The 21,781-nt window shown below is 71.7% G+C and carries 24 protein-coding genes; 11 read left to right on the forward strand and 13 right to left on the reverse strand.

Going from position 1 to position 21,781, the window contains the following annotated elements; genetic code table 11:
• Positions 1 to 206 precede the first annotated feature (206 nt).
• Together ACFYZ4_RS00005 and ACFYZ4_RS00010 are read left to right on the forward strand one after the other, a co-directional pair.
• Positions 207 to 1,121: a formylglycine-generating enzyme family protein gene (locus ACFYZ4_RS00005; protein WP_390782890.1), complete on the forward strand. Its 915-nt coding sequence runs from the start codon at positions 207 to 209 to the stop codon at positions 1,119 to 1,121.
• A 36-nt stretch (positions 1,122 to 1,157) separates the two neighbouring features.
• Positions 1,158 to 1,709, forward strand: a complete 552-nt coding sequence (locus ACFYZ4_RS00010) for a rhodanese-like domain-containing protein (RefSeq protein ID WP_390782503.1) — start codon at positions 1,158 to 1,160, stop codon at positions 1,707 to 1,709.
• A gap of 174 nt (positions 1,710 to 1,883) precedes the next feature.
• Here the strand turns inward: ACFYZ4_RS00010 and ACFYZ4_RS00015 are convergent, their stop codons facing one another.
• The gene (locus ACFYZ4_RS00015) at positions 1,884 to 4,490 is read right to left on the reverse strand and encodes an NACHT domain-containing protein (protein WP_390782504.1); all 2,607 of its coding nucleotides are present in this window, start codon (positions 4,488 to 4,490) and stop codon (positions 1,884 to 1,886) included.
• 137 nt (positions 4,491 to 4,627) lie between these two features.
• Here ACFYZ4_RS00015 and ACFYZ4_RS00020 point away from each other — a divergent pair, with 137 nt between their 5' ends.
• Entirely contained in the window at positions 4,628 to 4,867 is a 240-nt protein-coding gene (locus ACFYZ4_RS00020) for a hypothetical protein (protein WP_351300718.1), read from the forward strand.
• A gap of 23 nt (positions 4,868 to 4,890) precedes the next feature.
• Here the strand turns inward: ACFYZ4_RS00020 and ACFYZ4_RS00025 are convergent, their stop codons facing one another.
• From ACFYZ4_RS00025 to ACFYZ4_RS00035, 3 genes are all read right to left on the reverse strand, one after another.
• Positions 4,891 to 5,643 (reverse strand): amino acid ABC transporter ATP-binding protein, encoded by a 753-nt coding sequence (locus tag ACFYZ4_RS00025; protein ID WP_351300762.1) that lies wholly within the window; start codon positions 5,641 to 5,643, stop codon positions 4,891 to 4,893.
• A 23-nt stretch (positions 5,644 to 5,666) separates the two neighbouring features.
• Positions 5,667 to 6,629, reverse strand: a complete 963-nt coding sequence (locus ACFYZ4_RS00030) for an ABC transporter substrate-binding protein (RefSeq protein ID WP_390782505.1) — start codon at positions 6,627 to 6,629, stop codon at positions 5,667 to 5,669.
• A 98-nt stretch (positions 6,630 to 6,727) separates the two neighbouring features.
• Positions 6,728 to 7,897 (reverse strand): LLM class flavin-dependent oxidoreductase, encoded by a 1,170-nt coding sequence (locus ACFYZ4_RS00035; RefSeq protein ID WP_390782506.1) that lies wholly within the window; start codon positions 7,895 to 7,897, stop codon positions 6,728 to 6,730.
• Between the two features lie 684 nt (positions 7,898 to 8,581).
• Between ACFYZ4_RS00035 and ACFYZ4_RS00040 the strand changes: the two genes are divergently transcribed.
• Positions 8,582 to 9,631 carry an amino acid ABC transporter permease gene (locus ACFYZ4_RS00040; protein WP_390782891.1) on the forward strand — a complete coding sequence of 350 codons (1,050 nt, stop codon included), beginning with the start codon at positions 8,582 to 8,584 and terminating at the stop codon, positions 9,629 to 9,631.
• A 10-nt stretch (positions 9,632 to 9,641) separates the two neighbouring features.
• Here the strand turns inward: ACFYZ4_RS00040 and ACFYZ4_RS00045 are convergent, their stop codons facing one another.
• The 3 genes from ACFYZ4_RS00045 to ACFYZ4_RS00055 form a co-directional block, all read right to left on the reverse strand.
• Positions 9,642 to 9,899, reverse strand: coding sequence for a hypothetical protein (locus ACFYZ4_RS00045; RefSeq protein WP_390782507.1), 258 nt, complete (start codon positions 9,897 to 9,899; stop codon positions 9,642 to 9,644).
• Positions 9,900 to 9,983: 84 nt separating this feature from the next.
• Complete coding sequence (locus ACFYZ4_RS00050) at positions 9,984 to 11,168, reverse strand: UDP-N-acetylglucosamine--N-acetylmuramyl-(pentapeptide) pyrophosphoryl-undecaprenol N-acetylglucosamine transferase (RefSeq protein WP_351300730.1); 1,185 nt, start codon at positions 11,166 to 11,168, stop codon at positions 9,984 to 9,986.
• A 111-nt stretch (positions 11,169 to 11,279) separates the two neighbouring features.
• Positions 11,280 to 12,221, reverse strand: coding sequence for an alpha/beta hydrolase family protein (locus ACFYZ4_RS00055; protein ID WP_390782508.1), 942 nt, complete (start codon positions 12,219 to 12,221; stop codon positions 11,280 to 11,282).
• A 147-nt stretch (positions 12,222 to 12,368) separates the two neighbouring features.
• Here ACFYZ4_RS00055 and ACFYZ4_RS00060 point away from each other — a divergent pair, with 147 nt between their 5' ends.
• Both ACFYZ4_RS00060 and ACFYZ4_RS00065 read left to right on the forward strand, forming a co-directional pair.
• Positions 12,369 to 12,959 (forward strand): TetR/AcrR family transcriptional regulator, encoded by a 591-nt coding sequence (locus ACFYZ4_RS00060; protein WP_390782509.1) that lies wholly within the window; start codon positions 12,369 to 12,371, stop codon positions 12,957 to 12,959.
• 157 nt (positions 12,960 to 13,116) lie between these two features.
• A complete protein-coding gene (locus tag ACFYZ4_RS00065) occupies positions 13,117 to 13,662 on the forward strand; it encodes an alpha/beta fold hydrolase (protein WP_390782510.1) in 546 nt (181 codons plus the stop codon).
• A 100-nt stretch (positions 13,663 to 13,762) separates the two neighbouring features.
• Here the strand turns inward: ACFYZ4_RS00065 and ACFYZ4_RS00070 are convergent, their stop codons facing one another.
• Complete coding sequence (locus ACFYZ4_RS00070; RefSeq protein WP_384350192.1) at positions 13,763 to 14,170, reverse strand: RidA family protein; 408 nt, start codon at positions 14,168 to 14,170, stop codon at positions 13,763 to 13,765.
• A 142-nt stretch (positions 14,171 to 14,312) separates the two neighbouring features.
• Between ACFYZ4_RS00070 and ACFYZ4_RS00075 the strand changes: the two genes are divergently transcribed.
• Both ACFYZ4_RS00075 and ACFYZ4_RS00080 read left to right on the forward strand, forming a co-directional pair.
• Positions 14,313 to 14,693, forward strand: a complete 381-nt coding sequence (locus ACFYZ4_RS00075) for a helix-turn-helix domain-containing protein (RefSeq protein WP_351597548.1) — start codon at positions 14,313 to 14,315, stop codon at positions 14,691 to 14,693.
• A gap of 136 nt (positions 14,694 to 14,829) precedes the next feature.
• Positions 14,830 to 15,045 carry a three-helix bundle dimerization domain-containing protein gene (locus ACFYZ4_RS00080; protein WP_390782511.1) on the forward strand — a complete coding sequence of 72 codons (216 nt, stop codon included), beginning with the start codon at positions 14,830 to 14,832 and terminating at the stop codon, positions 15,043 to 15,045.
• A 44-nt stretch (positions 15,046 to 15,089) separates the two neighbouring features.
• On the opposite strand, the gene ACFYZ4_RS00085 is transcribed toward ACFYZ4_RS00080, so the two are convergent.
• Entirely contained in the window at positions 15,090 to 15,383 is a 294-nt protein-coding gene (locus ACFYZ4_RS00085) for a hypothetical protein (RefSeq protein WP_390782512.1), read from the reverse strand.
• Positions 15,384 to 15,411: 28 nt separating this feature from the next.
• On the opposite strand from ACFYZ4_RS00085, the gene ACFYZ4_RS00090 reads away from it, so the two are divergent.
• Positions 15,412 to 16,455, forward strand: coding sequence for a LacI family DNA-binding transcriptional regulator (locus ACFYZ4_RS00090; RefSeq protein ID WP_384350185.1), 1,044 nt, complete (start codon positions 15,412 to 15,414; stop codon positions 16,453 to 16,455).
• Positions 16,456 to 16,556: 101 nt separating this feature from the next.
• Here the strand turns inward: ACFYZ4_RS00090 and ACFYZ4_RS00095 are convergent, their stop codons facing one another.
• Positions 16,557 to 17,210: a DUF4360 domain-containing protein gene (locus tag ACFYZ4_RS00095; RefSeq protein WP_384350182.1), complete on the reverse strand. Its 654-nt coding sequence runs from the start codon at positions 17,208 to 17,210 to the stop codon at positions 16,557 to 16,559.
• 216 nt (positions 17,211 to 17,426) lie between these two features.
• On the opposite strand from ACFYZ4_RS00095, the gene ACFYZ4_RS00100 reads away from it, so the two are divergent.
• Positions 17,427 to 19,238 (forward strand): galactose oxidase-like domain-containing protein, encoded by a 1,812-nt coding sequence (locus tag ACFYZ4_RS00100; RefSeq protein ID WP_390782513.1) that lies wholly within the window; start codon positions 17,427 to 17,429, stop codon positions 19,236 to 19,238.
• 24 nt (positions 19,239 to 19,262) lie between these two features.
• Here ACFYZ4_RS00100 and ACFYZ4_RS00105 read toward each other — a convergent pair whose 3' ends face one another.
• Entirely contained in the window at positions 19,263 to 19,754 is a 492-nt protein-coding gene (locus ACFYZ4_RS00105; RefSeq protein ID WP_390782892.1) for a MarR family winged helix-turn-helix transcriptional regulator, read from the reverse strand.
• Between the two features lie 69 nt (positions 19,755 to 19,823).
• Between ACFYZ4_RS00105 and ACFYZ4_RS00110 the strand changes: the two genes are divergently transcribed.
• The gene (locus tag ACFYZ4_RS00110; RefSeq protein ID WP_390782514.1) at positions 19,824 to 20,738 is read left to right on the forward strand and encodes an EamA family transporter; all 915 of its coding nucleotides are present in this window, start codon (positions 19,824 to 19,826) and stop codon (positions 20,736 to 20,738) included.
• Here the strand turns inward: ACFYZ4_RS00110 and ACFYZ4_RS00115 are convergent.
• Entirely contained in the window at positions 20,728 to 21,345 is a 618-nt protein-coding gene (locus tag ACFYZ4_RS00115) for a HutD family protein (RefSeq protein WP_390782515.1), read from the reverse strand. The genes ACFYZ4_RS00110 and ACFYZ4_RS00115 overlap by 11 nt on opposite strands.
• On the reverse strand, positions 21,342 to 21,713 hold the full coding sequence (locus tag ACFYZ4_RS00120; protein ID WP_390782516.1) for a DUF4180 domain-containing protein: 372 nt from the start codon (positions 21,711 to 21,713) through the stop codon (positions 21,342 to 21,344). Before ACFYZ4_RS00120 ends, ACFYZ4_RS00115 begins: the two co-directional genes overlap by 4 nt.
• Between the last annotated feature and the right edge of the window lie 68 nt (positions 21,714 to 21,781).

Below are 21,781 nucleotides of genomic sequence, written 5' to 3' on the forward strand. Positions count from 1 at the left end.
CGGCATCTACGACCTCACGCTCCTGAACAAGGTCCTCAAGGCCGCAGGCAAGCCCGAGGTCTCCGACGCCGGCCTCGGCGCCAAGTAACCCCGTAGCCCGGCAACCCCAGGAGGTGACGACCATGGCTCCCCGAGAGCCCGTCACCCTCCTGGGTGCGCCGGGGTGTGGAATGCCGCTCCCCACCACCCGCGCCGACGGAGCCGCCATGAGTTCCTGCTGCACTCCCGGCTCCGGTGACGCCACCGCCGTCGCGCTCTCCCCGGCACCGCGGCCGACGGCCGCCGCCGCGGCGGGGCGGGCCGCCGGGCGGCTGATCGACCTGCCGGGCGGGCGCTTCCTCATGGGCACCGACGACCCGGACTCCTTCCCGGCCGACGGCGAAGGGCCGGTACGCGAGGTCGGCGTCGATCCGTTCCGCATCGCGCCGACGACGGTGACCAACGCCCGGTTCGCGACCTTCGTCGAAGCCACCGGCCATGTCACCGAGGCCGAACACTTCGGCGTCTCCTTCGTCTTCGGCGGCTTCCTGTCCGATCAGGTCGCCGCCGTGTCCCCCGCCGTGGCGGCCGTCCCCTGGTGGCGGGCCGTCCCCGGTGCGAGCTGGCGTCACCCCGAGGGGCCCGGCTCGTCCGTCATCGCGCGCCGCGACCACCCCGTCGTCCACGTCTCCTGGAACGACGCCCAGGCGTACTGCGCCTGGTCGGACACCCGGCTGCCCACCGAGGCCGAATGGGAGTACGCGGCCCGCGGCGGCCTCCGGCAGAAGCGGTACCCGTGGGGCGACGACCTCACCCCCGGCGGCCGGCACATGTGCAACATCTGGCAGGGCGACTTCCCCACCCTCAACACCGCGGAGGACGGCTACGAGGGCACGGCGCCGGCGAAGTCCTTCCGCCCCAACGGCTTCGGCCTCTACAACACCGTCGGCAACGTATGGGAATGGTGCGCCGACCGGTTCGCACCCGGCGCCGGCCGCGTGATGCGCGGCGGCTCCCACCTCTGCCACGACTCGTACTGCAACCGCTACCGCGTCGCGGCCCGCAGCTCCAACACACCCGACAGCTCCACCGGCAACATCGGCTTCCGCGTGGCCGCGGACAGCCCGCGGCCGCCGGGCTGACACCACCGTCCCCTCTGCCAAGGACCACGATCCGCCATGAGTGTTTCCGCAGCCCTGAGTGTGACCGAGGCGTTCCCCCGCCACCACGAACTGACCGTCGTCGACGTCCGCACCCCGGGCGAGTTCGCGTCCGGCCACCTGCCGGACGCCCTCAACATCCCCCTCGACCGCATCGGGCGGGCGCTGACGGATCTCCGGAACGCCGCCGAACACAAGCCCCTGCTGGTGGTGTGCGCCTCCGGCGCCCGGTCGGAGAACGCCGTCGCCACCCTGGCCTCCCACGGCATCGACGCCTCGACCCTCACCGGCGGCACCACCGCCTGGGCGGCCGAGGGCCACCGGCTCCAGTACCCGGAAGGCCGTCCGCGGAACGTCTGGGCCATGGAGCGCCAAGTCCGCTTCACCGCGGGATCCGTCGTACTCCTCGGCCTGGCCCTCGGCCTCCTCGTCCACCCGGCCTTCCAGCTGCTGTCCGCGGGGATCGCGGCCGGCCTGGTCTTCTCGGCCCTCACCAACACCTGCGGCATGGCGGTCGTACTCGGCAGACTTCCCCTCAACCGGCAGCGGAAGACCTCCCTGGACACCTAGGGCCTGTCTTTTGGATCAGGCCGGATCAGCCCGCGGCGTCTGGTGCCGTGCATCGCAAGGCCGAGGAGGGAGTCCATGCGGAGCATCGACGACCGACGAGAACGCAGCGAGGTGCGGTGCCAGACGCCGCGGGCCCGGCATGATCCAAAAGACAGGCCCTAGCCCGGAGAGGGCCTAGCCGATGGCACCCAGTCGGCCCTGGTCGTTTGCACGCCCGGCCACGGCTCGGCGGGCGCGCAGGCGGTGCCACCATCGCAGGGTGGCGTCGTTGGACAGCTCCGCGTAGACCTCGCGGGCGCGCGTGTCGTCGACGCCGGCCAGGAGCCGGACGGCCCTGAGCCGGGAGGAGCCGCGCCAGGTACGGTCGTACGCGAAGGCGACCAGCGTGTCCTGGCCGACGGGGTCGAGGGGGGCCGCGGGCTGGTTGTCCGCGTTCGGGTGGGCCGGCTTCTCGGCGGCGTGGTGGTGGAGATCGGCGAGCCAGAGGGCCGCCTCGGCTCGCTGGCGGTGGGTCACGTCGGCGTCGTGGGCGAGCCGGGTGAGCAGTTCCACCCCGCGGTCGTCGCCCAGTTCCGCGAGGAATCCGGCGGCCTTGAGCCGCTTCCCCGCCTCCAGGCCGGTGTCCTCGGCCTGAGCGGCCAGGATCTCGCCCCCGTTCTTGTCACCGGCCGCGGCCAGCCGTGCGGCGACCGCCGGCCCGCACACGCCGGAGAGGTAGGGCGAGCGGGCCAGTTCGGTCAGAATCTCCAGGCCGCGCCTGTCCCTCAAGAGCAGCAGCGTAGTGGCGGCCTGCACCCGGTCGTCGATCGCGAAGCTGGACAGGATTCGGGCGAACATGCGCTCGATGTCGGGATCCGAGTCGTCGTCGATCCGCCGGCTTCGCGCCACCTTGGCCCGCCAGAGCTCGAAACGGCCGATCCGGCACAGCCTCAGCAGGGTGTCGGTCACGGCGCGGATGACCGATGCCGGCAGCTGCGTACCCAAAGCGTGCTGATCGGCCAGGAATTCGCATCCCACCAGTCCGCCCCGGTTCGCGAGGCGCTCCAGCTCTTTGATCACCGCGGTGGCGTCGTGCTCACCGTCGTCGAGAAGGAAGCCGAAGTAGGACTCCTCCTCCCGGCCCGGTGGGTTCCAGTACCGGAGCCCCAGCAATCGGCTGCTGACATCCATCTGAGGCAACACCCAGTGCCGGGACCAGCCCTTCGCCAGCAGGCGGGCCAGTTCCGCCGTGCGGGCCTGCGGGCTCGCGTGGCGGGCGGCGCAGTATTCGAGCAGCGTCTGGTGGAGGAAGACGATCCTGCCCGCCCTGAGGGTCAACAGTCCGCTGCGCAGCAGGCTCGCCTCCAGGAACGCTCGCCATTCGCCCGAGGGCACCGTGGCGGGGCGTCGGGCGGCGGGCTGTGACTCCAGGAGGCTGACCGCCGACACCGTCTCGTCCCGTCGGCGTTCGGCGGCGAGCAGGCCGATGAGCTCGGGAAGCCTCTCCAGGGTGTGCTCGGCTCGGTCGAGGACGGCGGGTCCGTGCCGCTCCAGGCCGGCGTGACGGAGACGGGTGTCCGGTGACGCGGCGGCGCACTGGCGCTCGTGCAGCCGCTCGGTGAACTGCCGATAGATCTGGCCGCGACTGGTGGGCAACTCCCTTTCGGGTGAGTCGGCGTGGAGCTGACAGAGCATCGCGGCCATCAGGGGCGTGCGGGCGAGGTCGGCGATCCGCCGGAACGCCGGATCCCGCGTGAAGCGCTCGGCTGCCAGCTCTGGCTCGGGCAGCCCGAGGGCGCCGAACCAGCGGCAGGCCACCTGCTCGACGTCCTCGGGGCTGAAGGGCAACAGGCGGTACCAGGCCACATCCGGGCCGAGAGCCCGGAACTCGTGGGTGGCCAGCGGGCGGGCGGCGATGACGAAGCGGAACAGGTGGGCGTTGTGGCTCTTGGTCAGAGCGGCCAGGGCGCCCACGATGTCGCGGCGTGCTGTCGCGCTGGTGACCTCGTCCAATCCGTCGACCAGTACGAGCCAGCGCGCCCCGGCCCGCGGCGGGCGGGTGAAGAGCTCCGCGGGGACGTCGTCCAGAAGGCCGTGCGGCCTGAGGTGCTCGTTCACGGCCGTGGCGAGAGCCTTGCCGAACGTGTGCTTGACCAGGGACTCCGCCGGTACCAGGACGGGCATTTCCGTCGCTTGGGCATCGGCCCAGCGGTTGAGGCCTTGGTCCAGCCAGATGCGCAGCAGACTGGATTTCCCGCCCCCCGGCCCAGCGGTGATCACGCACACCTGCTGCTCGGCCAGGGCCTCAGTGGTGGGCAGCGGTCTCTGCCCGCCACCGAGCAGTGCTGCCGGGTTCCCGTCATCGGGGCTGTTCGGATCCACCGGGACTGCCTGCTGAGCCCAGTGGACGTCGGTCAGAGACGGTGCGGCGCCGGGCAGGAAGAAGGGGTGGGGGTGGTGTCGCGCGACTTCCCGGGCCGCGGCGACGTAGTCGTGGAGCAGGCGGTTCTGCGTCTCCGCCCGGGCCCGGACGGGGCGGGTGCGGGGTTCGGCCCGGTCCCGCAGGCCCTCCAGCTCCGCGCGCTCCTCTCCCTCGATGCCCAGAGCGGTGAGGAGTGCGTCAAGGGTGACGAAGTTCGGCGTGGTCTTTCCCTGCTCGGCCTGGCTGATCGTTCCCACGGCGATCTCCGCCCGCGACGCCAGTTCCCTGAGCGCCCACTTGCGGGCCTGCCGGGCGTCCCTGAGCAAGGTGCCGAGACGTGCCAGTGCCTGTTGCGGAGCCAGTACTTCCCCGTCGGCCATCGCTCCCCCACGGATTCTTCCCGTTCACCCTTGTTCACGCCCGCGGATGAACACCCGTGGCAAAGGCTCCCATGGTCCGACAGGCACGGCCGGACCTTTCCCGGATCCGATCGGCCACGATCCCGAGGAGAACTGCCATGAGCATCATCGATCACGACCACGTGCTGGCCGCCGCTGTCGGCGCACCCGTGGTCCTCGCACTGCTGGGCCGCCTTGTCCGAGGCCGGCAGCACCCGCGGGCCGACCTCTTCCGCGGTCTGCGCGATCTTCTGACGCTGCGTATGGTCCTGCGTGACACCGCACCCGAAGAGCGTGCCGAACTGCTCGGAGCCCACCTGTCCTGGCGGCTCGGCCGAAGCGGCCGGGGCAGGTCCTGACCCGGGGCAGGTCCTGATCCGGGTCAGAGGACCTTGGAGAGGAAGGCGCGGGTACGGGCGTGCCGCGGGTCGTCCAGGACGGCCGCGGGCGGCCCCTGTTCGACGACGGCTCCGGCGTCCATGAACACGACGGTGTCGGCGACCTCCCGGGCAAAGCCGATCTCGTGCGTCACGACGATCATGGTGGTGCCGGCGCGGGCGAGGTCCTTGATGACGTCCAGGACCTCGCCGACCAGCTCCGGGTCGAGCGCCGAGGTCGGCTCGTCGAAGAGCAGTACCTTGGGTTCGAGGGCGAGCGCGCGGGCGATGGCCACGCGCTGTTGCTGCCCGCCGGACAGTTGCAGCGGATAGGCGTCGGCCTTGTCGGAGAGGCCGACGCGGTCCAGCAGTCGGCGGGCCGTCGCCTCCGCCTCCTGCCGTGGGCGGCGCAGCGCGGAGAGCGGGGCCTCGACGAGGTTGTCCAGCACGGTCAGGTGCGGGAAGAGGTTGAAGTTCTGGAAGACGAACCCGATGCGGGTGCGCTGCCTCAGGACCTCCTTCTCCTTCAGCTCGTACAGCTTGCCTCGTGAGCTGCGGTAGCCGATGAGATCGCCGTCCACACTGATCCAGCCGCGGTTGACCTTCTCCAAGTGGTTGATGGTGCGCAGGAGCGTGGACTTCCCCGAGCCGGAGGGGCCGAGGATCACGGTGACTTCACCTGCGTGGACCGTCAGGTCGACGCCACGCAGCACCTCCAGCGTCCCGAAGCTCTTGTGGACGCCGCGCACGTCGACCATGACGTCGCTCACGGGTTCTCCCTTCACGTGTGCTCGGCCGGGTTGATCTGCGACGTGTCGATCGCGGAGGCGGTGGTGCCCCATTTCTTCAGGATCCGCGCGTAAGTACCGTTCTTGATCAGCTCGTTGACGGCCGCCTGGAGGGCGGGGGTGAGCGGGGATCCCTTCTTGAAGGCGAATCCGACGTCGAGGCGGTGGTATTCGCCGAGGAACGCGGTCTGGGCGGCGGGCTGTGCCGCCTGGTGGCGCAGGCCGTTGATCGTCGACATGACGACGTCGATCCGGCCCTGCTGGAGGGCGGTGGTGACGGCCCCGGTCTCGGAGAAGACCTTGACCTCGTACGGCTTCTTGCCGGCCGCGGCGCAGACGCCCTTCTGCGCGGTGAGGGTCTTCTCGAACGTCGTGCCCGCGCCGGTGCCGATGGTCAGTCCGCACAGCTGGGTGAGGTCCGAGACCTGCGTGGTGAGGGTGGTGTTGCCCGTCTTGACGGCGAACCCCTGCCCGTCGTTGATGTAGGTGACGAAGTCGATGGTCTTCAGGCGTTCGGTGGTGACGCCGAAGTTGCCCGTTCCGAAGTCGTACTTGCCGCTGCCGAGCGCGGGCAGGATCGTCTCGAAGGAGGCGTCCTGGCGCTCCAGCTTCACGCCGAGGACCTTGGCCACCGCGTCGGCGATGTCGATGTCCTGGCCGGCGGGCGGCTTGTCCTGTCCGTTCGGGTAGAACGCCGCGGGAGGGGCTCCGACCGAGCTGCCGACCCGGAGGGTGCCCGCCTTGCGGACCTCGGCGGGCAGCAGGGCGGCGATCGAGTCCACGGTCCGCACGTCGGCGACGGGGTCGTCGGCGGGTGCGGAGGTCACCTGGGCACCCGCCACGGCCGGGGCCGCGCCGCCACCGGAGCCGCAGGCGGTCAGTGCCAGGAGGGGCAGGAGGGTGAGGGCTGCGGCGGTGCGCAGACGGGTGCGGGTCCCGTTCCCGGGGAGGTTCACAGCGGGAAGGCCTTTCGGTTGCGGGGCGTGGTGCCGGGGCGGGGCGGGGCGCCGGGATGGGGCGTGCGTGCCGGGGCGGGGCGTGCGTGCTGCGGAGGTCACCCGCGCGCCGCCGCGAGGGGCTGGTGGGGGTCGTGGGCCGGGTGCGCGGCGTCGCGCTCGGCTTCGCGTTCGGCTTCGCGCTTCGCGACCTCCTCGCGGACGAGCGGGATCACGTGCCGGCCGAAGTCGACGGCGTCGCCCAGCAGGTCGTAGCCGCGGGCCGAGAGGATGTCGACGCCGAGGTCGTAGTAGTCCAGCAGTGCCTGGGCGACCGTCTCCGGCGTGCCGACCAGGGCGTTGGAGTTGCCCGCGCCGCCCGTGGCGGCGGCGGTCGGGGTCCACAGCGCCCGGTCGTAGCGCTCCCCTGCCTCGGCTATGGCGATCAGCCGCTGTGAGCCGGTGTTCTGGGGCGCCGCGGCCTCCAGGACTCCGTTGCGGTGGTGCCGTACGAGGCCTGCCTGCCGCCGCTGCTTGATGGCGCCCACCGTGCGGTGGGCCTTCTCCCAGGCCAGTTCCTCGGTCGGGGCGATGATCGGGCGGAACGCGACCTGGATGCGGGGCACGTCGGTGCGTCCGGCTGCCTTCGCGGCGGCCTTCACGGCCTCGATCTGCTCGGCGGTCTTCGCGAGCGGCTCACCCCACAGGCAGTACACGTCGGCCTCCGCGCCGCCGGCGGCGTACGCGGCGGGCGAGGAGCCGCCGAACGAGACGTTCGGTCGCGGCTGCTGGACGGGGAAGACGTCGCTGACGAAGTCGTGGAAGCGGTAGTGCTCGCCCTCGTGGTCGAAGGGCTCGTGGGTGGTCCAGATCTTCTTGACGATCCGGATGTACTCGCGGGTGCGGGCGTAGCGCTCGTCCTTGGTGAGGGTGTCCCCCTCACGGCCCTGCTCGTGGTCGTTGCCGCCGGTGATGAAGTGGACGGTCAGGCGGCCGTCGCTGATCTGGTCCAGGGTGGCGAAGGTCTTGGCGGCGTAGGTGGGGTACGAGACGTTGGGCCGGTGGGCGAGCAGGATCCGGAGGTGGTCCAGCCGGCTCGCGATGTACGCGGCCGCCGGCGCGGGGTCCGGGGATCCGGAGCCGTAGGCGAAGAGCACGCGGTCCCAGCCGTGGTCCTCGTGCGCCCGGGCGAGCCGGAGCGTGTAGTCCTTGTCGAAGGCGGCGCCGGATCGCGCGGTGGTTTCGGAGCCGTCGTTGGTCGCGGCGATGCCGAGGAATTCCACGGGCATGGGATGGCCTTTCGGAAGCGCTGACGGGAAATGCGCATGCGGGCATGACGGAACAGCCGCTGCTGCAAAGAAAATTGACGGACCGTCCGAACATCGGAAACCAGAAACCAGATGCCGGAAGCCAGGAATCAGGACATCGGAACGTCACGAACTCACACACGGGTGGTACGGGCGTGACGACGCGGGGCGTCGGGAGAATCGGGGTGGCGGCAGCGCACGCCAAGGGAGATCTCGGCCCGCGACGGGGTCACCGAGGGAGGGAAGGGCCGATCAGACAGCCCACTGCCGCATCAGGCGCAACATGCCGCGGACCACACCCGACCGAAGTCGATGTAGTCGCGCGAGACCAGGCGCTGATGGGCATTCATACGACTACTTGAGCAGTACATGCGGCTCTTCGTCAAGCAACGGCCCAGATGACGGACGGCTCCTGCCGACCCGTCAGACCCGGCCGGCCGGGTCTGACGTGGTTGACACGGCGGGGCCATGGGCACATACGATCGACGACGGAGCGGCTCCCCCACACGGAAGCCCCTCCGCCGCGTTGAGGGACGCGGCGAGCGTGACGACATGAGTACCCGTTCCCGGCAGCAGCGCATGCGTACGGAGCCCGCGCCGGGCTGCCGCGCGCCGTGCCGCCGGGTGGTCGTCCACGCCCGCGCCCCTCCCTTGGAGAGCCTCCCCATGCCCACCCCGCCCGACGTCTCCGACGCATCCGACACCACCGTTGCCCCCACCGCTCCCGCCACTCCCACCGCTCCCGCCAGGGCGGACGCCCGCCCGGCGGAGCACTCGCGGGCGCACAGCATCCCCGGGACCGAACTGCCGCCGATCGTGCCGCGCCGGCGCATCTGCCTGCGGCTCTCCGCTGTCGCCGCCCTGCTGGTATTCGCGATGGTGCTGGTCTCCGTCGTCCGTAACGAGGCCTTCCAATGGGACGTGGTGGGGCAGTACTTCACCACCACCGCCGTGCTCGACGGGCTCCTGCTCACCCTGTGGCTGACCGGCGCGGTGATGGTGCTCGGCTTCCTGTTCGGCACCGTGCTGGCGGTCATGCGCCTCTCCGCCAACCCGGTCCTGCGAACGCTGAGTTGGGGCTACGTGTGGGTCTTCCGGTCCACGCCCCTGCTGGTGCAGCTGCTGTTCTGGTTCAACATCGGCGCCCTGTACCCCACCCTCGGCCTGGGCATCCCGTACGGCCCCCAGCTCTTCACCATCAAGACGGTGAACCTGCTCGGGCCGACCCTCACCGCCGTCATCGGCCTGACCCTGCACGAGTCCGCGTACGCCGCCGAGGTGGTGCGCGGCGGCATCCTCTCGGTGGATTCCGGCCAGACCGAGGCCGCGCAGGCGCTCGGCCTGAGCAGGCGCCGCACCCTGCGCCGGATCGTCGTTCCCCAGGCGATGCGGTCGATCGTGCCGACCGCCGGGAACATGTTGATCGGCACGCTCAAGGGCACCAGCATCGTCAGCGTGCTGGCCGTCCACGACCTGCTGTACTCGGTTCAGCTGGTCTACAACCAGAACTACCAGGTGATCCCGCTGCTGATGGTCGCCACCCTCTGGTACATCGCCGTCACGACCGTGCTGAGCGGTGGCCAGTACTACGTGGAGCGGTACTACGCGCGCGGCAGCTCCCGCAGCCTGCCGCCCACGCCAGCGCAGCGACTGCGCATCCGACTGACCGCCGTACGCGCCCGACTCCACACACTGACCGCCCCCGGCGGACGTTAGCCCGCGGGTTTCAGCGGCTCGAACTCGCCGTCCCGGAAGGTGAACCGGCCGCCGAGAAGCCGCGGGAGTGGCGTCGCAGGGACGCCCGATCCCCTCCCGGCAGGCGGCTGTCCGGGTCCAGGGACAGCACCGGATACGCGTCCTCCTCCGGGTCGAGCTCCGCCGGCCACTCGACGGCCAGGCCGAGGTGCCATCGCAGCGCCACCACCAGGTCGGGCGTGTCATCCCGGAGGAAGCAGGCGAAGACGACTTCGTAGTGGAGGCTCATGGGACCGGTTCTGCCCGCCGCAACCGACACACCCTCCGGTGGCCACCCGATGAAGCGGCGGACCCGGGAGACCTGCGGCGGACGTCAGCCCCGAGGCGCGCCGGTCGCCGCGGACAGGATGACGTCCACGAGACGGTCCGCGGCGTCCGGCCGCCCGTACGCCCTCGCCCGCTCCGCCATCGCAGTCCGCCGGCCGGGATCGGTCAGAAGCGGGCCGAGCGCATCGCCGAGGGCCTGGGGCGTGACATCGCCGAGCAGGGCGACGGCCGCTCCCGCGTCGGCCAGGTGCCGGGCGTTGTGCGCCTGCTCGTTCCCCGCCGACGTGGCGAGCGGCACGAACACGGCCGGCTTCCCGAGCGCGGTCAGCTCCGCCATCGTCCCGGCCCCGCTGCGCGACAGCACCACATCGGCCAGCGCGAGCACATCGGGCAGCTCCGGCCCGACGAAACCGGTCAGGTGATACCGCCCGGCGAGGACGGGGTCCAGGCCGGCGGCGGCGTCGCGGAGTTCGTTCACGTTCGCCGGGCCGCACTGGTGGATCACGTTCGCGTGGCTCAGCAGCCAGGGCAGCACATCCCGGACGACTCCGTTGATCTGCTGCGCGCCCTGCGCGCCGCCGGTGACGTACACGGTCGGCAGCCGCCGGTCGAACCCGTACAGGGCCAGCGCCTGAACCGCCTTGTCCGGGTGGCCGGTCAGCACCTCCGGCCGCACCGGGTTCCCCGTGACGACCGCCCGGTCCCGTACCTCGGCGGGCAGCAAGGCCAGCGACGAGTCGGAGGACACGGCGATCCGCGTCGCAGAACTCGCCAGCTTCCGGTTGGCCAGCCCCAGCCGGACCGTCTGCTCGTGCAGGACCAGCGGACGCCTGCACAGCCGCGCGGCCAGCCCGGCCGGCACCGCGACGTACCCGCCCGTCGCGAGCACGACATCCGGCTCGAACTCGGACACGATCGACCGCGCCTGCGCCACACCGAGCGGCACGCGCGCCATGTCCTTCACGTTCGCGGCGGACAGCATCTTGAGGGGATTCGACGAGCGGCGGATCTTCCCCGTCGCCACCGTCCTGAACGCGATCCCCTCCGCCGGGGCGACCCGCGCCTCGAGGCCGTCCGCGGTACCGATCCACAGGACGTCCAGCGTGCCGCCCGTCGCCGCGAGGCGGCCCTGCAGGGTACGGACCGCCGTCAGGGCCGGATAGGTGTGACCGCCGGTCCCCCCGCCTGTCACGAGCAGCCGGAAGGAACGCGGGAGCGAAGGAGTATCCACCCGGGCAACCCTACTGCCGAGCGCCGGGGACGGAGGGGCCGGGGATGGGCCCCGCCAGGTGCACGATCGTCTCTCCCTTCTTCCGGCGGTCCTGGAGGTGGGCCGGGCCGCCTACTTGGTGTGCAGTTCCCCCAGCGGGTCGGGGGCTTCCGCCATCGCGGTCGCCGCCGCCTTCCAGGCAGTGTCCTCGGGGTGGAGGGCGCTGCGCAGGAAGGCCGTGGTGAGTCGTTGGATCAGAGCGACGCGTGCCGGGCTCTCGTCGGTGGTCTCGGCCGCCTCGTATCCGGGGATGCCGCCGAGCGAGTGCTCGGCGCCGAACAGCGTGAGCAGGCCCTTGCCTCCCGGGCTGTGGGTGTAGGCCTCGGTGAACCAGTCCGGTCCGCGCGTGGACAGGGCGGAGTCGTCGTGGTCGCCGGCGACGATGAGGGCCGGTGTGGTCAGGGTGCCGAAGGACGGCCTCATGAAGGGGAGGTGCTCGACGGCGAACGGGGTCAGGTCGTCGCCCAGCCCCGGGACGGCGAGCAGCACGCCCGCCGATATGCGGGGGTCGGACATGTCCTCGCCGGGGACGCCGTCGGAGTCGAAGACGCGCGCGCCCAGCAGTGTGCTCGCCGTCTGGGCGCCCCACGAGTGGCCGGCGACGGCGATGCGGTCGCGGTCGAGGCGCCCGGCGAGACCGGGCAGGGAGGCTTCGAGGGTGTCGAGTCCGTCCAGTACGCGTCCCAGGTCGTCGACGCGGATGCGCCAGATCCGTGCCGTGCGGGGGTCCTCGGCGGAGAGGCCGAGCGTCCGGGAGTCGAGGTGGGTGGGCTGGAGGACCACGAAGCCGTGGGCAGCCCAGAAGTCCGCCAGTGGGGCATAGCCGTTCATCGACGAGCCGTGGCCGTGCGAGAAGACGATGATCGGCAGATCGCCGCCTGTCGCGGGGGCGGAGACGCGGACCTGAAGGTCCTCGCCGCGGCCGGGAACGGGCAGGACGACCGGCTTCGCGGAAATCACGGTGGTGGGCGCACCCACGGTGTTCTGCGCGTTCGCGGTCTTCGATTCGGACATGGAAGTGCCTTTCGTTCGGTGCCCTCACGGACAGCGACGTGGTCAAACGCTCCCGGTTCTGCCATCATGAATGAAACGGAACCGCGTTCCGTTAACGATACGGAACACGGTTCCGTATCGCAAGAGCAGTTCGGAAGGAGTACCGCGGTGAACGACAGCGGCCAGAGCCCGGGAAGCTCAGCCAACTCCAAGCGCAAGGACGCCCGGCGCAACCAGCAGACCCTGCTGGAGGCGGCCGCCGCGGCCTTCGTCGCCTCGGGCGTGGAAGCGCCGGTACGCGACATCGCGGCCCGGGCCGGCGTCGGGATCGGCACGATCTACCGCCACTTCCCCACCCGGGCGGACCTCGTCATCGCCGTCTTCCGCCACCAGGTCGACGCCTGCGCCGAGGCCGGCCCGGCCCTGCTGACGACCAGCCCGACCCCCCATGCCGCGCTGGGGCTCTGGGTCGACCTCTTCGTCGACTTCCTGGTCACCAAGCACGGCCTGGCCGCCGCGATGCAGGGGGACGGCACCGGCTTCGAGGCGCTGCACGCCTACTTCCTCGAACGCCTCGTGCCGGCGTGTGCCCAGCTCCTCGACGCTGCCACCGCCTCCGGTGAGATCCAGTCCGACATCGACGCGTACCAGCTCCTGCGCGGCGTCGGGAACCTCTGCATCGGCGCCGAGAGCGACCCCCGCTACGACGCCCGCCGCCTGGTCGCCCTCCTCGTCGCGGGACTGCGCCTGCCGATCTGATGGCCGCCTGCCGCCTGCCGCCTGCCGACCGCGGCACAACTCTGCGTGCTGCTCTGCGTGTTCCCCGCCTGCGCGTACGGCTTGTATGGAGGGCGCCGGACAGGCGCCGGGCCTGGCCCTCCGGACCGGAGACGCACATGGCAACCATCAGGACATCGTGCTCGTACACGGTGGCTTCGTGGACGGATCGGGCTGGCGGGGGGTCTACGACCACCTGACCGCCGACGGCTACCGGGTGGCCGCCGTCCAGAACCCGACGCTGTCGCCGGCCGGCGACGTCGCCGCCACCCACCAGGTCCTCGACGACCTCGACGGTCCGGCCGTGCTGGTCGGCCACTCCTACGGCGGGGTCGTCATCACCGAGGCCGGCAACCACCCGGGCGTCGCCGCGCTCGCGTACATCGCCGCGTTCGCACCAGACAAGGGCGAGTCGGTCGGTTCGCTGATCGCGGACCCCGCACCCGGTGCGCCGGTCCCGTCCACCCTGCCACCCTGCCACCCTGCCACCCACGGACGGTCGCCTGCTCCTGGACCGGGACCGGTTCGCAGCCTCCTTCGCCTCCGATGTCCCCGAACCGACGGCCGCGTTCATGGCCGACTCCCAGGTCCCCTGGGGCGTCAGACGCCCTCGACGGGGCGGTCTCCGCACCGCCCTGGCAGACCAAGCCGTCGTGGTACCTGGTCGCCACCGACGACCGGATGATCCCGCCGGCCGCTCAGCGCGCCATGTCCGAGCGCGCCGGCGCGACCGTCACCGAGACCCCCGGCAGCCACGCTGTCTACGTCTCCCGCCCGGCGGAGCATCAGTCGATGACGGCGGTGGCCTCGATTTCGACCAGGTGCTCGGGTACGTCCAGCGCCGCCACGCCCAGCAGCGAGGCCGGCGGGACCGGTGCGGCACCCAGTTTCGCGGCCGCCCGGGTGATCCCCTCCATCAGCAGGGGCATCTTGTCGGGGGTCCAGTCGACGACGTAGACGGTCAGCTTCGCCACGTCGTCGAAGGAGGCGCCGACCGCGTCCAGGGCGGTGCCGACGTTGAGGTAGCACTGCTCGACCTGTGCGGCGAGGTCGCCTTCACCGACCGTGACGCCGTCGGCGTGCCAGGCGACCTGTCCGGCGATGAAGACGAGCTTCGACCCGGTCGCGATCGACACCTGCCGGTAGGCGTCGATCTCCGGCAGTCCCTTGGGGTTCACCAGGGTGATGGCCATGCTGTCCGCCTCCATTGCATGGGCGCGCGTGAGCTCGATTCCCTCGAACCACCCCGCACCCGCTCTCTTGTGGTTACTCAGGAACCGTAGGAGAGTGGTCTCTGACATGGAAGAACGCACTTTTTGGTGACTGGGGAACCTGATGGTGACCAAGCAGTTCACGGGCTCGCCCGACGAGGCGGACCTGAGGCGGGCGGACTCGCTGGGGCGGGAGATCTTCTCGGACGTCGCCAACAAGTGGGCGCTCCTGATCATCGAAGCCCTGGGGGAGCAAACCCTGCGCTTCAGCACGTTGCGTGACGAGGTCGAGGGCATCAGCCACAAGATGCTGACCCAGAACCTGCGGATGCTGGAGCGGTACGGGCTGCTCGAGCGGACCGTGCACCCCACCGTCCCGCCGCGGGTCGAGTACACCCTCACCGAGCCGGGCCAGGCCCTGCGGGCGACGATCGACGGACTGTGCGACTGGACCCACCGGTACTTCGGTCACATCGAGGCCTCGCGCCGCCGCTTCGACGCCTGACGGGAACAGGAACGAGACGGGATGACGGGATGACGGGATAAGGGCGCGGCAAAGCGGCGGAAGATCGACTTCCGGGGGCGCGGCCGCTCCGCGAGACTGAAGAAGGGCTGTCTCCGACGGAAGGCCGAGGTGTGTGATGGCGGAGTCGCACGATGCCCTCACCATCCGTCATGTCGTGGAGCGGCTGATGAAGGCCCACCCCGAGCTGGACGCCGATCTGGTGGAAAGCTCGGTGCGGACGGCGTACGAAGAGCTCAGGTACGCACGCGTGCGCACCTACCTGCCGATCCTGATGGAGCGCAGGGCCAAGGACCTGCTGCCCTCCGAGGAGCGGACGGATCGCCGGACCTGACGGTCGGCTCAGCCGTTCGGCTGCGCGGTCTTCATACCCTCCGGCTACGCGGTCTTCAGACCCTCCAGCAGCGCGGTCAGGTAGCGGTGCGCCGCGTCGGTCCGCCCCTCCGGACTGCCGCCGTGGACGTGCACGGCGTACGCGATGCCGCACATCAGCGGTACCAGGTCGGCCGGGGCCAGGTCGGCGCGGACCACCCCGGCCGCGCGGGCCCGGTCGAGGAGGGTCTTGCCGGCCGACCACACGGCCCCCTTGAGCTCCGCGGTCCGCGACAGGGCGTCGGGCAGGGCCGCGAGGGCGTTCGGGCTGTCGGGCGTAGCGGTTACCCTGCTGTGCACCGTTAGTGATCATTTTGGAGGAACACCCGTGCCCGAACCGCATCCCGGGAACCGTCCCACCCTGGAGGCCGTCGCGGCGCTCGCCGGGGTGTCCCGGGCCACCGCCTCCCGCGTGGTCAACGGCGGAGACGGCGTCCGCGCGCATTTGGTGGAGAGGGTGCGCGAGGCGATCCGCGACCTGGGGTACGTCCCCAACCCCGCGGCCCGCACCCTGGTCACCCGCCGCACCGGAGCCGTCGCGGTGATCATCGCCGAGCCCGAGGTCCGGATATTCTCGGACCCCTTCTTCTCCCACCAGGTCCGCGGCATCAGCAAGGAGTTGACCGCCCACGACGCCCAGCTGGTCCTGCTGCTGGTGGAGGACCGGTGCGACTACGACCGCATCGAGCGCTATCTGGCCGGCGGCCACGTCGACGGGGCCCTCGCCTTCTCCCTGCACACCGACGATCCGCTGCCCGCCATCACCCGGCGCATCGGGATGCCCACGGTCTACGGCGGCCGCCCCGGCTGGACCACCGGCCCCGGCGAGAACGAGGGCGTGGCCTACGTCGACGCGGACAACCGCGGGGGCGCGCGGGACGCCGTACGGTACCTGCTGGCGCAGGGCCGGCGGCGGATCGCGCACATCGCCGGTCCGCTCGACCAGACCTCGGCGGCCGACCGGCTGAGCGGCTACCGGGACGTGCTCCCGGGCGATGCCCCCGACCTGTTCGCCGAAGGGGACTTCACCCCGGCGGGCGGGGCCCGCGCGATGGCCGAACTGCTGGACCGCGACCCCGGGATCGACGCCGTCTTCGCCGGGAACGATCTGATGGCCACCGGCGCGCTACGGGTGCTGCGGGAGCGGGGCCGGACGGTTCCGGGGGACGTGGCGCTGGTGGGCTTCGACGACGCCGAGTCCGTGGCGGAGGGCACCGACCCGCCGCTGACCACCATCCGCCAGGACATCGAGGGGATGGGGCGCATGATGGCGCAGCTGTTGATGCGCACCCTCGACGGGAGTCCGCAGGAGCGGGCCGCGGTCGGTCCGGTGATCACCGCGACGTCGCTGGTCCGGCGCGCGTCGGCCTGACGCGGCGCACCGGGCCGGTGCATGCGCCATGCCGTCGGCCCGGCCGCCGGCCCGCGTGACAGCGGGCCCGGCGGCCGGGCCGAGCGGCGGGACGTCCGGGATCAGCGGCGCACGGGGCACTGCTTCCAGGAGAAGTGGTAGACGCTGTTGATGCCGCCGTCCGTCGAGTCGAGGGCCATGAAGCTGGTCTGCGACGGGTCGGAGGTGCCCACTTCGGCGCGCAGTTCGGTGTTGATGTTGAAGTTGCGCTGCTCGCCGCAGGGCGCGAACACGAGGGCTTCGATGCCCGTGGTGTCGGTCGCCTGCCAGTTGTCGTCGTAGTGGCCGTTGAACTTGTGGGTGCGCTGGGCGGTCTGGCTCATGCCCTGGAAGTAGTAACTGGCCTTCTGGGTGCCGATCGCGCCTTGCTGCAGGTTGCCGTAGCCCCGGTAGTCGACCTTCGCCACGGCGTAGGTGTAGCCCTGGGGGACGTGCACCTGGAGGGAGAGGAGACAGTTCTTGCGGCCTTCGGTGGCGGGGGCGCCACCGCCGGCCTGGGCCAGGTACTCGCTGTAGGTGACGGTGAAGGCCGAGTTGTCCGGCGCCACCGCGACGGCGGCGCTGCCTGGGCGGCAGCCCGATCCGTTGACGGAGGCGACGTCGACGGTCACCTTGTCGGTGGGCGCCGAGGGGGAGGCCCCGGCCGTGGGGGTCAGCGTGACGAGTGTTGCGGTCACGGCGGCTGCGGTGAATCCGGTACGGAGCGACTTGATCACACCGTCATGGATAGCCGTCGGCGGCGGCACCGGACGGCCGACGGGTACGCGGTCTCACCTCGATGGCCGAAACGATTCACCGCAGAAACGATCAACCTACCCATACCGGTCCGCCGAACGGCCGCAGCCGACGCGGAGCACCGAGTCGCACCAGCCAACAAGTCCCTCTTGTCCTAATATCGGCGAGATCCTTCAGGCCCTGCGGTGAGGAGTCCCATGTCCCGCGTACGACGGTCCGCCGCCCGGGCGGCGCTGGCGCTCGCCACCGCCCTGGCCGTCACGGCGACGGGACACGCGCTCGCCTTCGCCTCACCGCACCACACCGGCGGCGACGAGGCCGTCGTGCTCGGCGAGGAGCACGCCCGCGCGCACGCGCGGCTGCGCCAGGCCGCCAAGGGCACCCAGGGCTATCCGCAGTCGAAGCGCACGGCGAGCCTGACCTCGCTGGAGGCGTCCCAGCGCAAGGTCAACGCCGGTTTCGACGCGGCACGGTTCGGCCGCTTCACCGAGTTCTTCCCCTCCCCCGACTTCGGCGTCCACGTGGCCCTGTTGCCGACGGGCAAGGTGCTGCTCTTCTCCTTCGAGCGGGTGGAGGCCGATCCCACCAAGGAGACCGGCCCCACGAACACGGTGGGGCGGACGAACGCCGGCCGGGCCTACCTCTGGGACCCCGCCAAGGGCACCGGCGCCCGGGCCTTCAAGAACGTACCGCCGCCGGTGGTGCTGATGCCCGACGGAACCTACGCCCCACGCCCGGCGCCGTTCTTCTGCGCCGGGCACTCCTACCTCCCCAACGGCATGGTCGGGGTCTTCGGCGGCAACGTCGGCGGCAAGGGCGGCAGCGGCGCCAAGCTGTCCTTCGTCTTCGACCCGTGGACCGAGACCTGGTTCCGCAACCGCGACATGGCCGTCGGCCGCTGGTACCCCTCCGTCGTGACCGGGGCGGACGGCCGCCAGATCATCATGTCCGGCCAGTCCGAGCGCGGTACGGGTACCCCGACTCCGGTCGTGGAGCGCTTCCCCGCACTGGGGCGCCCCGTACCCTGGCGCCCGTTCGACATCCCGGTGAGCGTTCCCGCGGAGCGGCTCCGCTCCGAGGCCCCCTTCCGCAACGACTATCCGCACCTCTTCTCCCTGCGGGACGGGAAGATCTACGGACTCGGCCGCGACGCCGACCAGCAGTGGCTGTTCGATCCGGTCAAGGACGTGCGCACCGACCTGCCCCGGCGGCCCGCCGACTTCCGGGGCTACGGTTCGGCCGTGCCGCTGCCGGCCGGCCTCCGCGGCCCGGACTCGGTCCTGGTGCTCGGCGGCGACCCGCGCGACCCGCTCACGTACCGGCTGTCCGGCGGCCGCTGGAGCATCGAGGAGCCGAGGGCCTTCGGCCGCACCCAGGACGGCACCCTGATCCTGCCGGACGGCACCCTGCTCACGGTGAACGGCGCCCTGGACACCCGGGACTACGGCAACGGACCCTTCAACCCGAAGGCGGACCTGAAGTACCGGCAGATCGAGCTGCGCGACGCGCGCGGCCACTGGAAGCTGGGTCCGGCCCAGCGGCTGCCCCGCGGCTACCACTCCAACGCCCTGGTCCTGCCGGACGGGCGGATGATGGTCACCGGCGACGAGCTCCAGCAGATCGCCAACGACCCCGACATCAAGGACGGGATGGACGGCAGCGTCGAGCTGTACGAGCCCGCCTACCTGCACCGGGGCGCCCGCCCGGCGCTCGACCGGGCACCGGCGGGCGAGCTCGGCCACGACACGGCCTTCCAGGTCACGAGCTCGACGGCGAAGGACGTCAAGCGCGCCGTGCTGCTGGCACCGACCACTGTCACCCACTCGGTCAACACCAGCCAGCGCCACCTGGACCTCCGGATCACCGGCGTGCACGGCTCCACGCTCGGGCTCCGGACCCCGCCGAGCGCGGCCGACGCCCCGCCCGGGTACTACATGCTCTTCCTGCTCGACGCGAAGGGCGTGCCCAGCACGGCGAAGTGGGTGAAGCTGGGCGTCCGCCCGCGCTAGGGGGTGTCTCGTCGATCCGGCCGTTCAGGGTCCCGGCAGCGGCGGCTCGACCTTGGCCAGCCAGGTGGTCAGGAGCTGCTCCAGTTGCGCGGCCTCCGTCGGTGTCAGGCCGTCCAGCAGGCTCCGCTCGTTGCGCATGTGCTCGGCGAAGGCCTGGTCGATCAGGTCCCGTCCGGCCGGTGTGAGCGCGACCACCCGGCCCCGGCCGTCGGCGGCCGAGCGGCGGCGGGTGACCAGCCCGTCGCGTTCGAGCCGGTCGATCCGCTTGCTCATGGCACCCGTCGTCACCATGGTGTGTGCGGCGAGCTCTCCGGGTGCCCGCTCGAACGGCTCCCCCGCCCGGCGCAGGGTGGCCAGGACGTCGAACTCCCCCTCGCCGAGGCCGTACTTGCGGTAGACGAGGGCGAGGCGGTCGGTCAAGAGCAGGCCGAGCCGGTGCAGCCGCCCGATCACGCCCTGGGGACTGACGTCGACGTCGGGCCGTTCGCGGGCCCACTCGTCCTGGATGCGGGCCACGTGGTCCTTGGGCTGGGCTTTCACGGGAACAGCATAGCGTTAGCTTCCATGGAAGGTATTATATCTTCCATGGAAGACAATCTGCGGTGGTCACTGGTCACGGCGATGGCCCCGGTGGCGTGGGGCACGACCTATTTCGTCACCCGCGAGTTCCTGCCCGCCGGCCACCCGCTCTACGGGGGCGTCATACGGGCCCTGCCGGCCGGGCTGCTGCTGCTCGCGGCGGGCCGTCGGCTGCCGAGCGGCAGCTGGTGGTGGCGGGCGCCCCTGCTCGGCGTCCTCAACATGGGCGGCTTCTTCGCGCTGGTGTACCTGGCCGCGCAGCGGCTGCCGACCAGCGTGGCCTCGACCGTCATGGCGACGGCTCCGCTGGTGATGATGCTGTTCGCCTGGGCGCTGCTGGCCGAGCGGCCGGGCCTGCGACACCTGGCCGGTGCGGGCGTCGGGGTCGGCGGCGTCTGCCTGATGCTGCTGACCCCGGGCGCACCCCTCGACCTCCTCGGCGTGCTCGCCTCGGCCGCCGCCATGGGAATGGCCTCGCTCGGCTACGTACTGGCCAAGCGGTGGGGCGCCGGGGTGGACGTGCTCTCGTCGACGGCCTGGCAGCTCCTGGGCGGCGGGCTGCTCCTGCTCCCCCTCGCGGTCGCCGTGGAGGGGGCCCCGCCGCGACTGGACGGCCCCGCGCTCGCCGGCTTCGGCTACGTGACCGTGGTGGCGACCGCGGTGGCCTTCGCCGCCTGGTTCGCGGGGCTGCGGCACCTGCCCGCCGGGACCGTCGGACTGCTGGGCCTGCTCAATCCGGTGACGGGCGTCCTGCTGGGCACGGCCGTCTCCGGGGAGTCCCTCGGCCCGCTGCAGTTCTGCGGCCTGGCGCTCGCGCTGACCGGCGTACTGCTGGGGCGCCCGACGGCGCCGCGCCCGCACCCGGAGGCTCCGGGGACTCCGGGGCGGGCGCGGGCCGAGGCCCCGGGGACTACGTGCTGACAGTGTCCGCCGCCCGAGCGGGACCGAAGCGGACCACCGCCGCGCGCCCGGCCGTACGCAGGACCAGGTCCGGCCCGCCCGTCAGCAGGGCGGCGTCGTAACGAGCCAGCTCCGCGACGCGGCCGGGGCCGTCACCGGGCCGGTGCACCGCGGCCGGCCCGTCCAGGGCCACGATCAGCAGGGTCTCCCCGGGCGGCACGGCGAGCGTGAGCACGCCCCGTACGACGGCGGTCTCCGCGCGGGTCTCGCTCCGCCGGTACATCACGTTGAAGTTGACCACCGGACCGTCGAGGAGCCGGCAGTCCGTCGGCTCGTCCCCGGCGAAGTCGCGCGGCGCGAACCGCTCGTCCACGAGGTGGCGGACACCGGCCACGGCGAGGTCCATGCCCGCACCCTCGGCCAGGGTGAGGGTGCGGTCGACCCCGGGGAAGGAGGAGAAGGGCCCGTCGGCGGCGACCTCCGCGAGGCTCACCCGCCAGGCGAAGTCCCCGGTGCCGGCACCCTCGGGCCGGGCGGCGATCTCGCGGGTGACTCCGCCGCCGTTCTTCCACGGGGTCGCGCCGCGGTCGGCCGCCCGCAGGAGGCGGAGCCCGTCGCCGCCGCTCACGCGGTCGGCCCGGTCAGCCGCGCGGTGAGTTCCCCGGCGTCGGCGAGGAACCACGTCTGGCTCCCGCGGTTGCACTCGCGGACGAAGTCGCGCAGCGCCGAACTGGATGCCGTGTGGCGGGAGATGTCACCGAGGACGACGATGCCGACCCGGTACTGGGCGAACTTCTGGATGATCTCCCCGGCCACCCGGGTGCTCAGCCGGAAGAACCCGTCGTCGAACCGTTCGGCGGGGATGACGACCCACTGGGCGCCCTGGTAGGAGGCGTCGCCGATGCAGTCGAGGGCATCGCGTTCGCCCGCGATGACCTCGCCCTCGGCCGCGCACATCAGGACGGGTACGTCATTGATCGTCTGCAGGGTGTTCATGGAGGTCGAGGCTAGTTCGGGACGCGGACGACGTCGACGCGATTCAGCCGACGCCGTTCGGCCCTCGC

This window comes from Streptomyces sp. NPDC001513 (assembly GCF_042894695.1).
Lineage (GTDB): Bacteria > Actinomycetota > Actinomycetes > Streptomycetales > Streptomycetaceae > Streptomyces.

Coding starts and splice junctions, on each gene's coding strand:
- ACFYZ4_RS00005 (WP_390782890.1), top strand. CDS start 207: ATGAGTTCCTGCTGCACTCCCGGCTCCGGTGACGCCACCGCCGTCGCG.
- ACFYZ4_RS00010 (WP_390782503.1), top strand. CDS start 1,158: ATGAGTGTTTCCGCAGCCCTGAGTGTGACCGAGGCGTTCCCCCGCCAC.
- ACFYZ4_RS00015 (WP_390782504.1), bottom strand. CDS start 4,490: ATGGCCGACGGGGAAGTACTGGCTCCGCAACAGGCACTGGCACGTCTC.
- ACFYZ4_RS00020 (WP_351300718.1), top strand. CDS start 4,628: ATGAGCATCATCGATCACGACCACGTGCTGGCCGCCGCTGTCGGCGCA.
- ACFYZ4_RS00025 (WP_351300762.1), bottom strand. CDS start 5,643: ATGGTCGACGTGCGCGGCGTCCACAAGAGCTTCGGGACGCTGGAGGTG.
- ACFYZ4_RS00035 (WP_390782506.1), bottom strand. CDS start 7,897: ATGCCCGTGGAATTCCTCGGCATCGCCGCGACCAACGACGGCTCCGAA.
- ACFYZ4_RS00040 (WP_390782891.1), top strand. CDS start 8,582: ATGCCCACCCCGCCCGACGTCTCCGACGCATCCGACACCACCGTTGCC.
- ACFYZ4_RS00045 (WP_390782507.1), bottom strand. CDS start 9,899: ATGAGCCTCCACTACGAAGTCGTCTTCGCCTGCTTCCTCCGGGATGAC.
- ACFYZ4_RS00055 (WP_390782508.1), bottom strand. CDS start 12,221: ATGTCCGAATCGAAGACCGCGAACGCGCAGAACACCGTGGGTGCGCCC.
- ACFYZ4_RS00070 (WP_384350192.1), bottom strand. CDS start 14,170: ATGGCCATCACCCTGGTGAACCCCAAGGGACTGCCGGAGATCGACGCC.
- ACFYZ4_RS00075 (WP_351597548.1), top strand. CDS start 14,313: ATGGTGACCAAGCAGTTCACGGGCTCGCCCGACGAGGCGGACCTGAGG.
- ACFYZ4_RS00080 (WP_390782511.1), top strand. CDS start 14,830: ATGGCGGAGTCGCACGATGCCCTCACCATCCGTCATGTCGTGGAGCGG.
- ACFYZ4_RS00100 (WP_390782513.1), top strand. CDS start 17,427: ATGTCCCGCGTACGACGGTCCGCCGCCCGGGCGGCGCTGGCGCTCGCC.
- ACFYZ4_RS00110 (WP_390782514.1), top strand. CDS start 19,824: ATGGAAGACAATCTGCGGTGGTCACTGGTCACGGCGATGGCCCCGGTG.
- ACFYZ4_RS00120 (WP_390782516.1), bottom strand. CDS start 21,713: ATGAACACCCTGCAGACGATCAATGACGTACCCGTCCTGATGTGCGCG.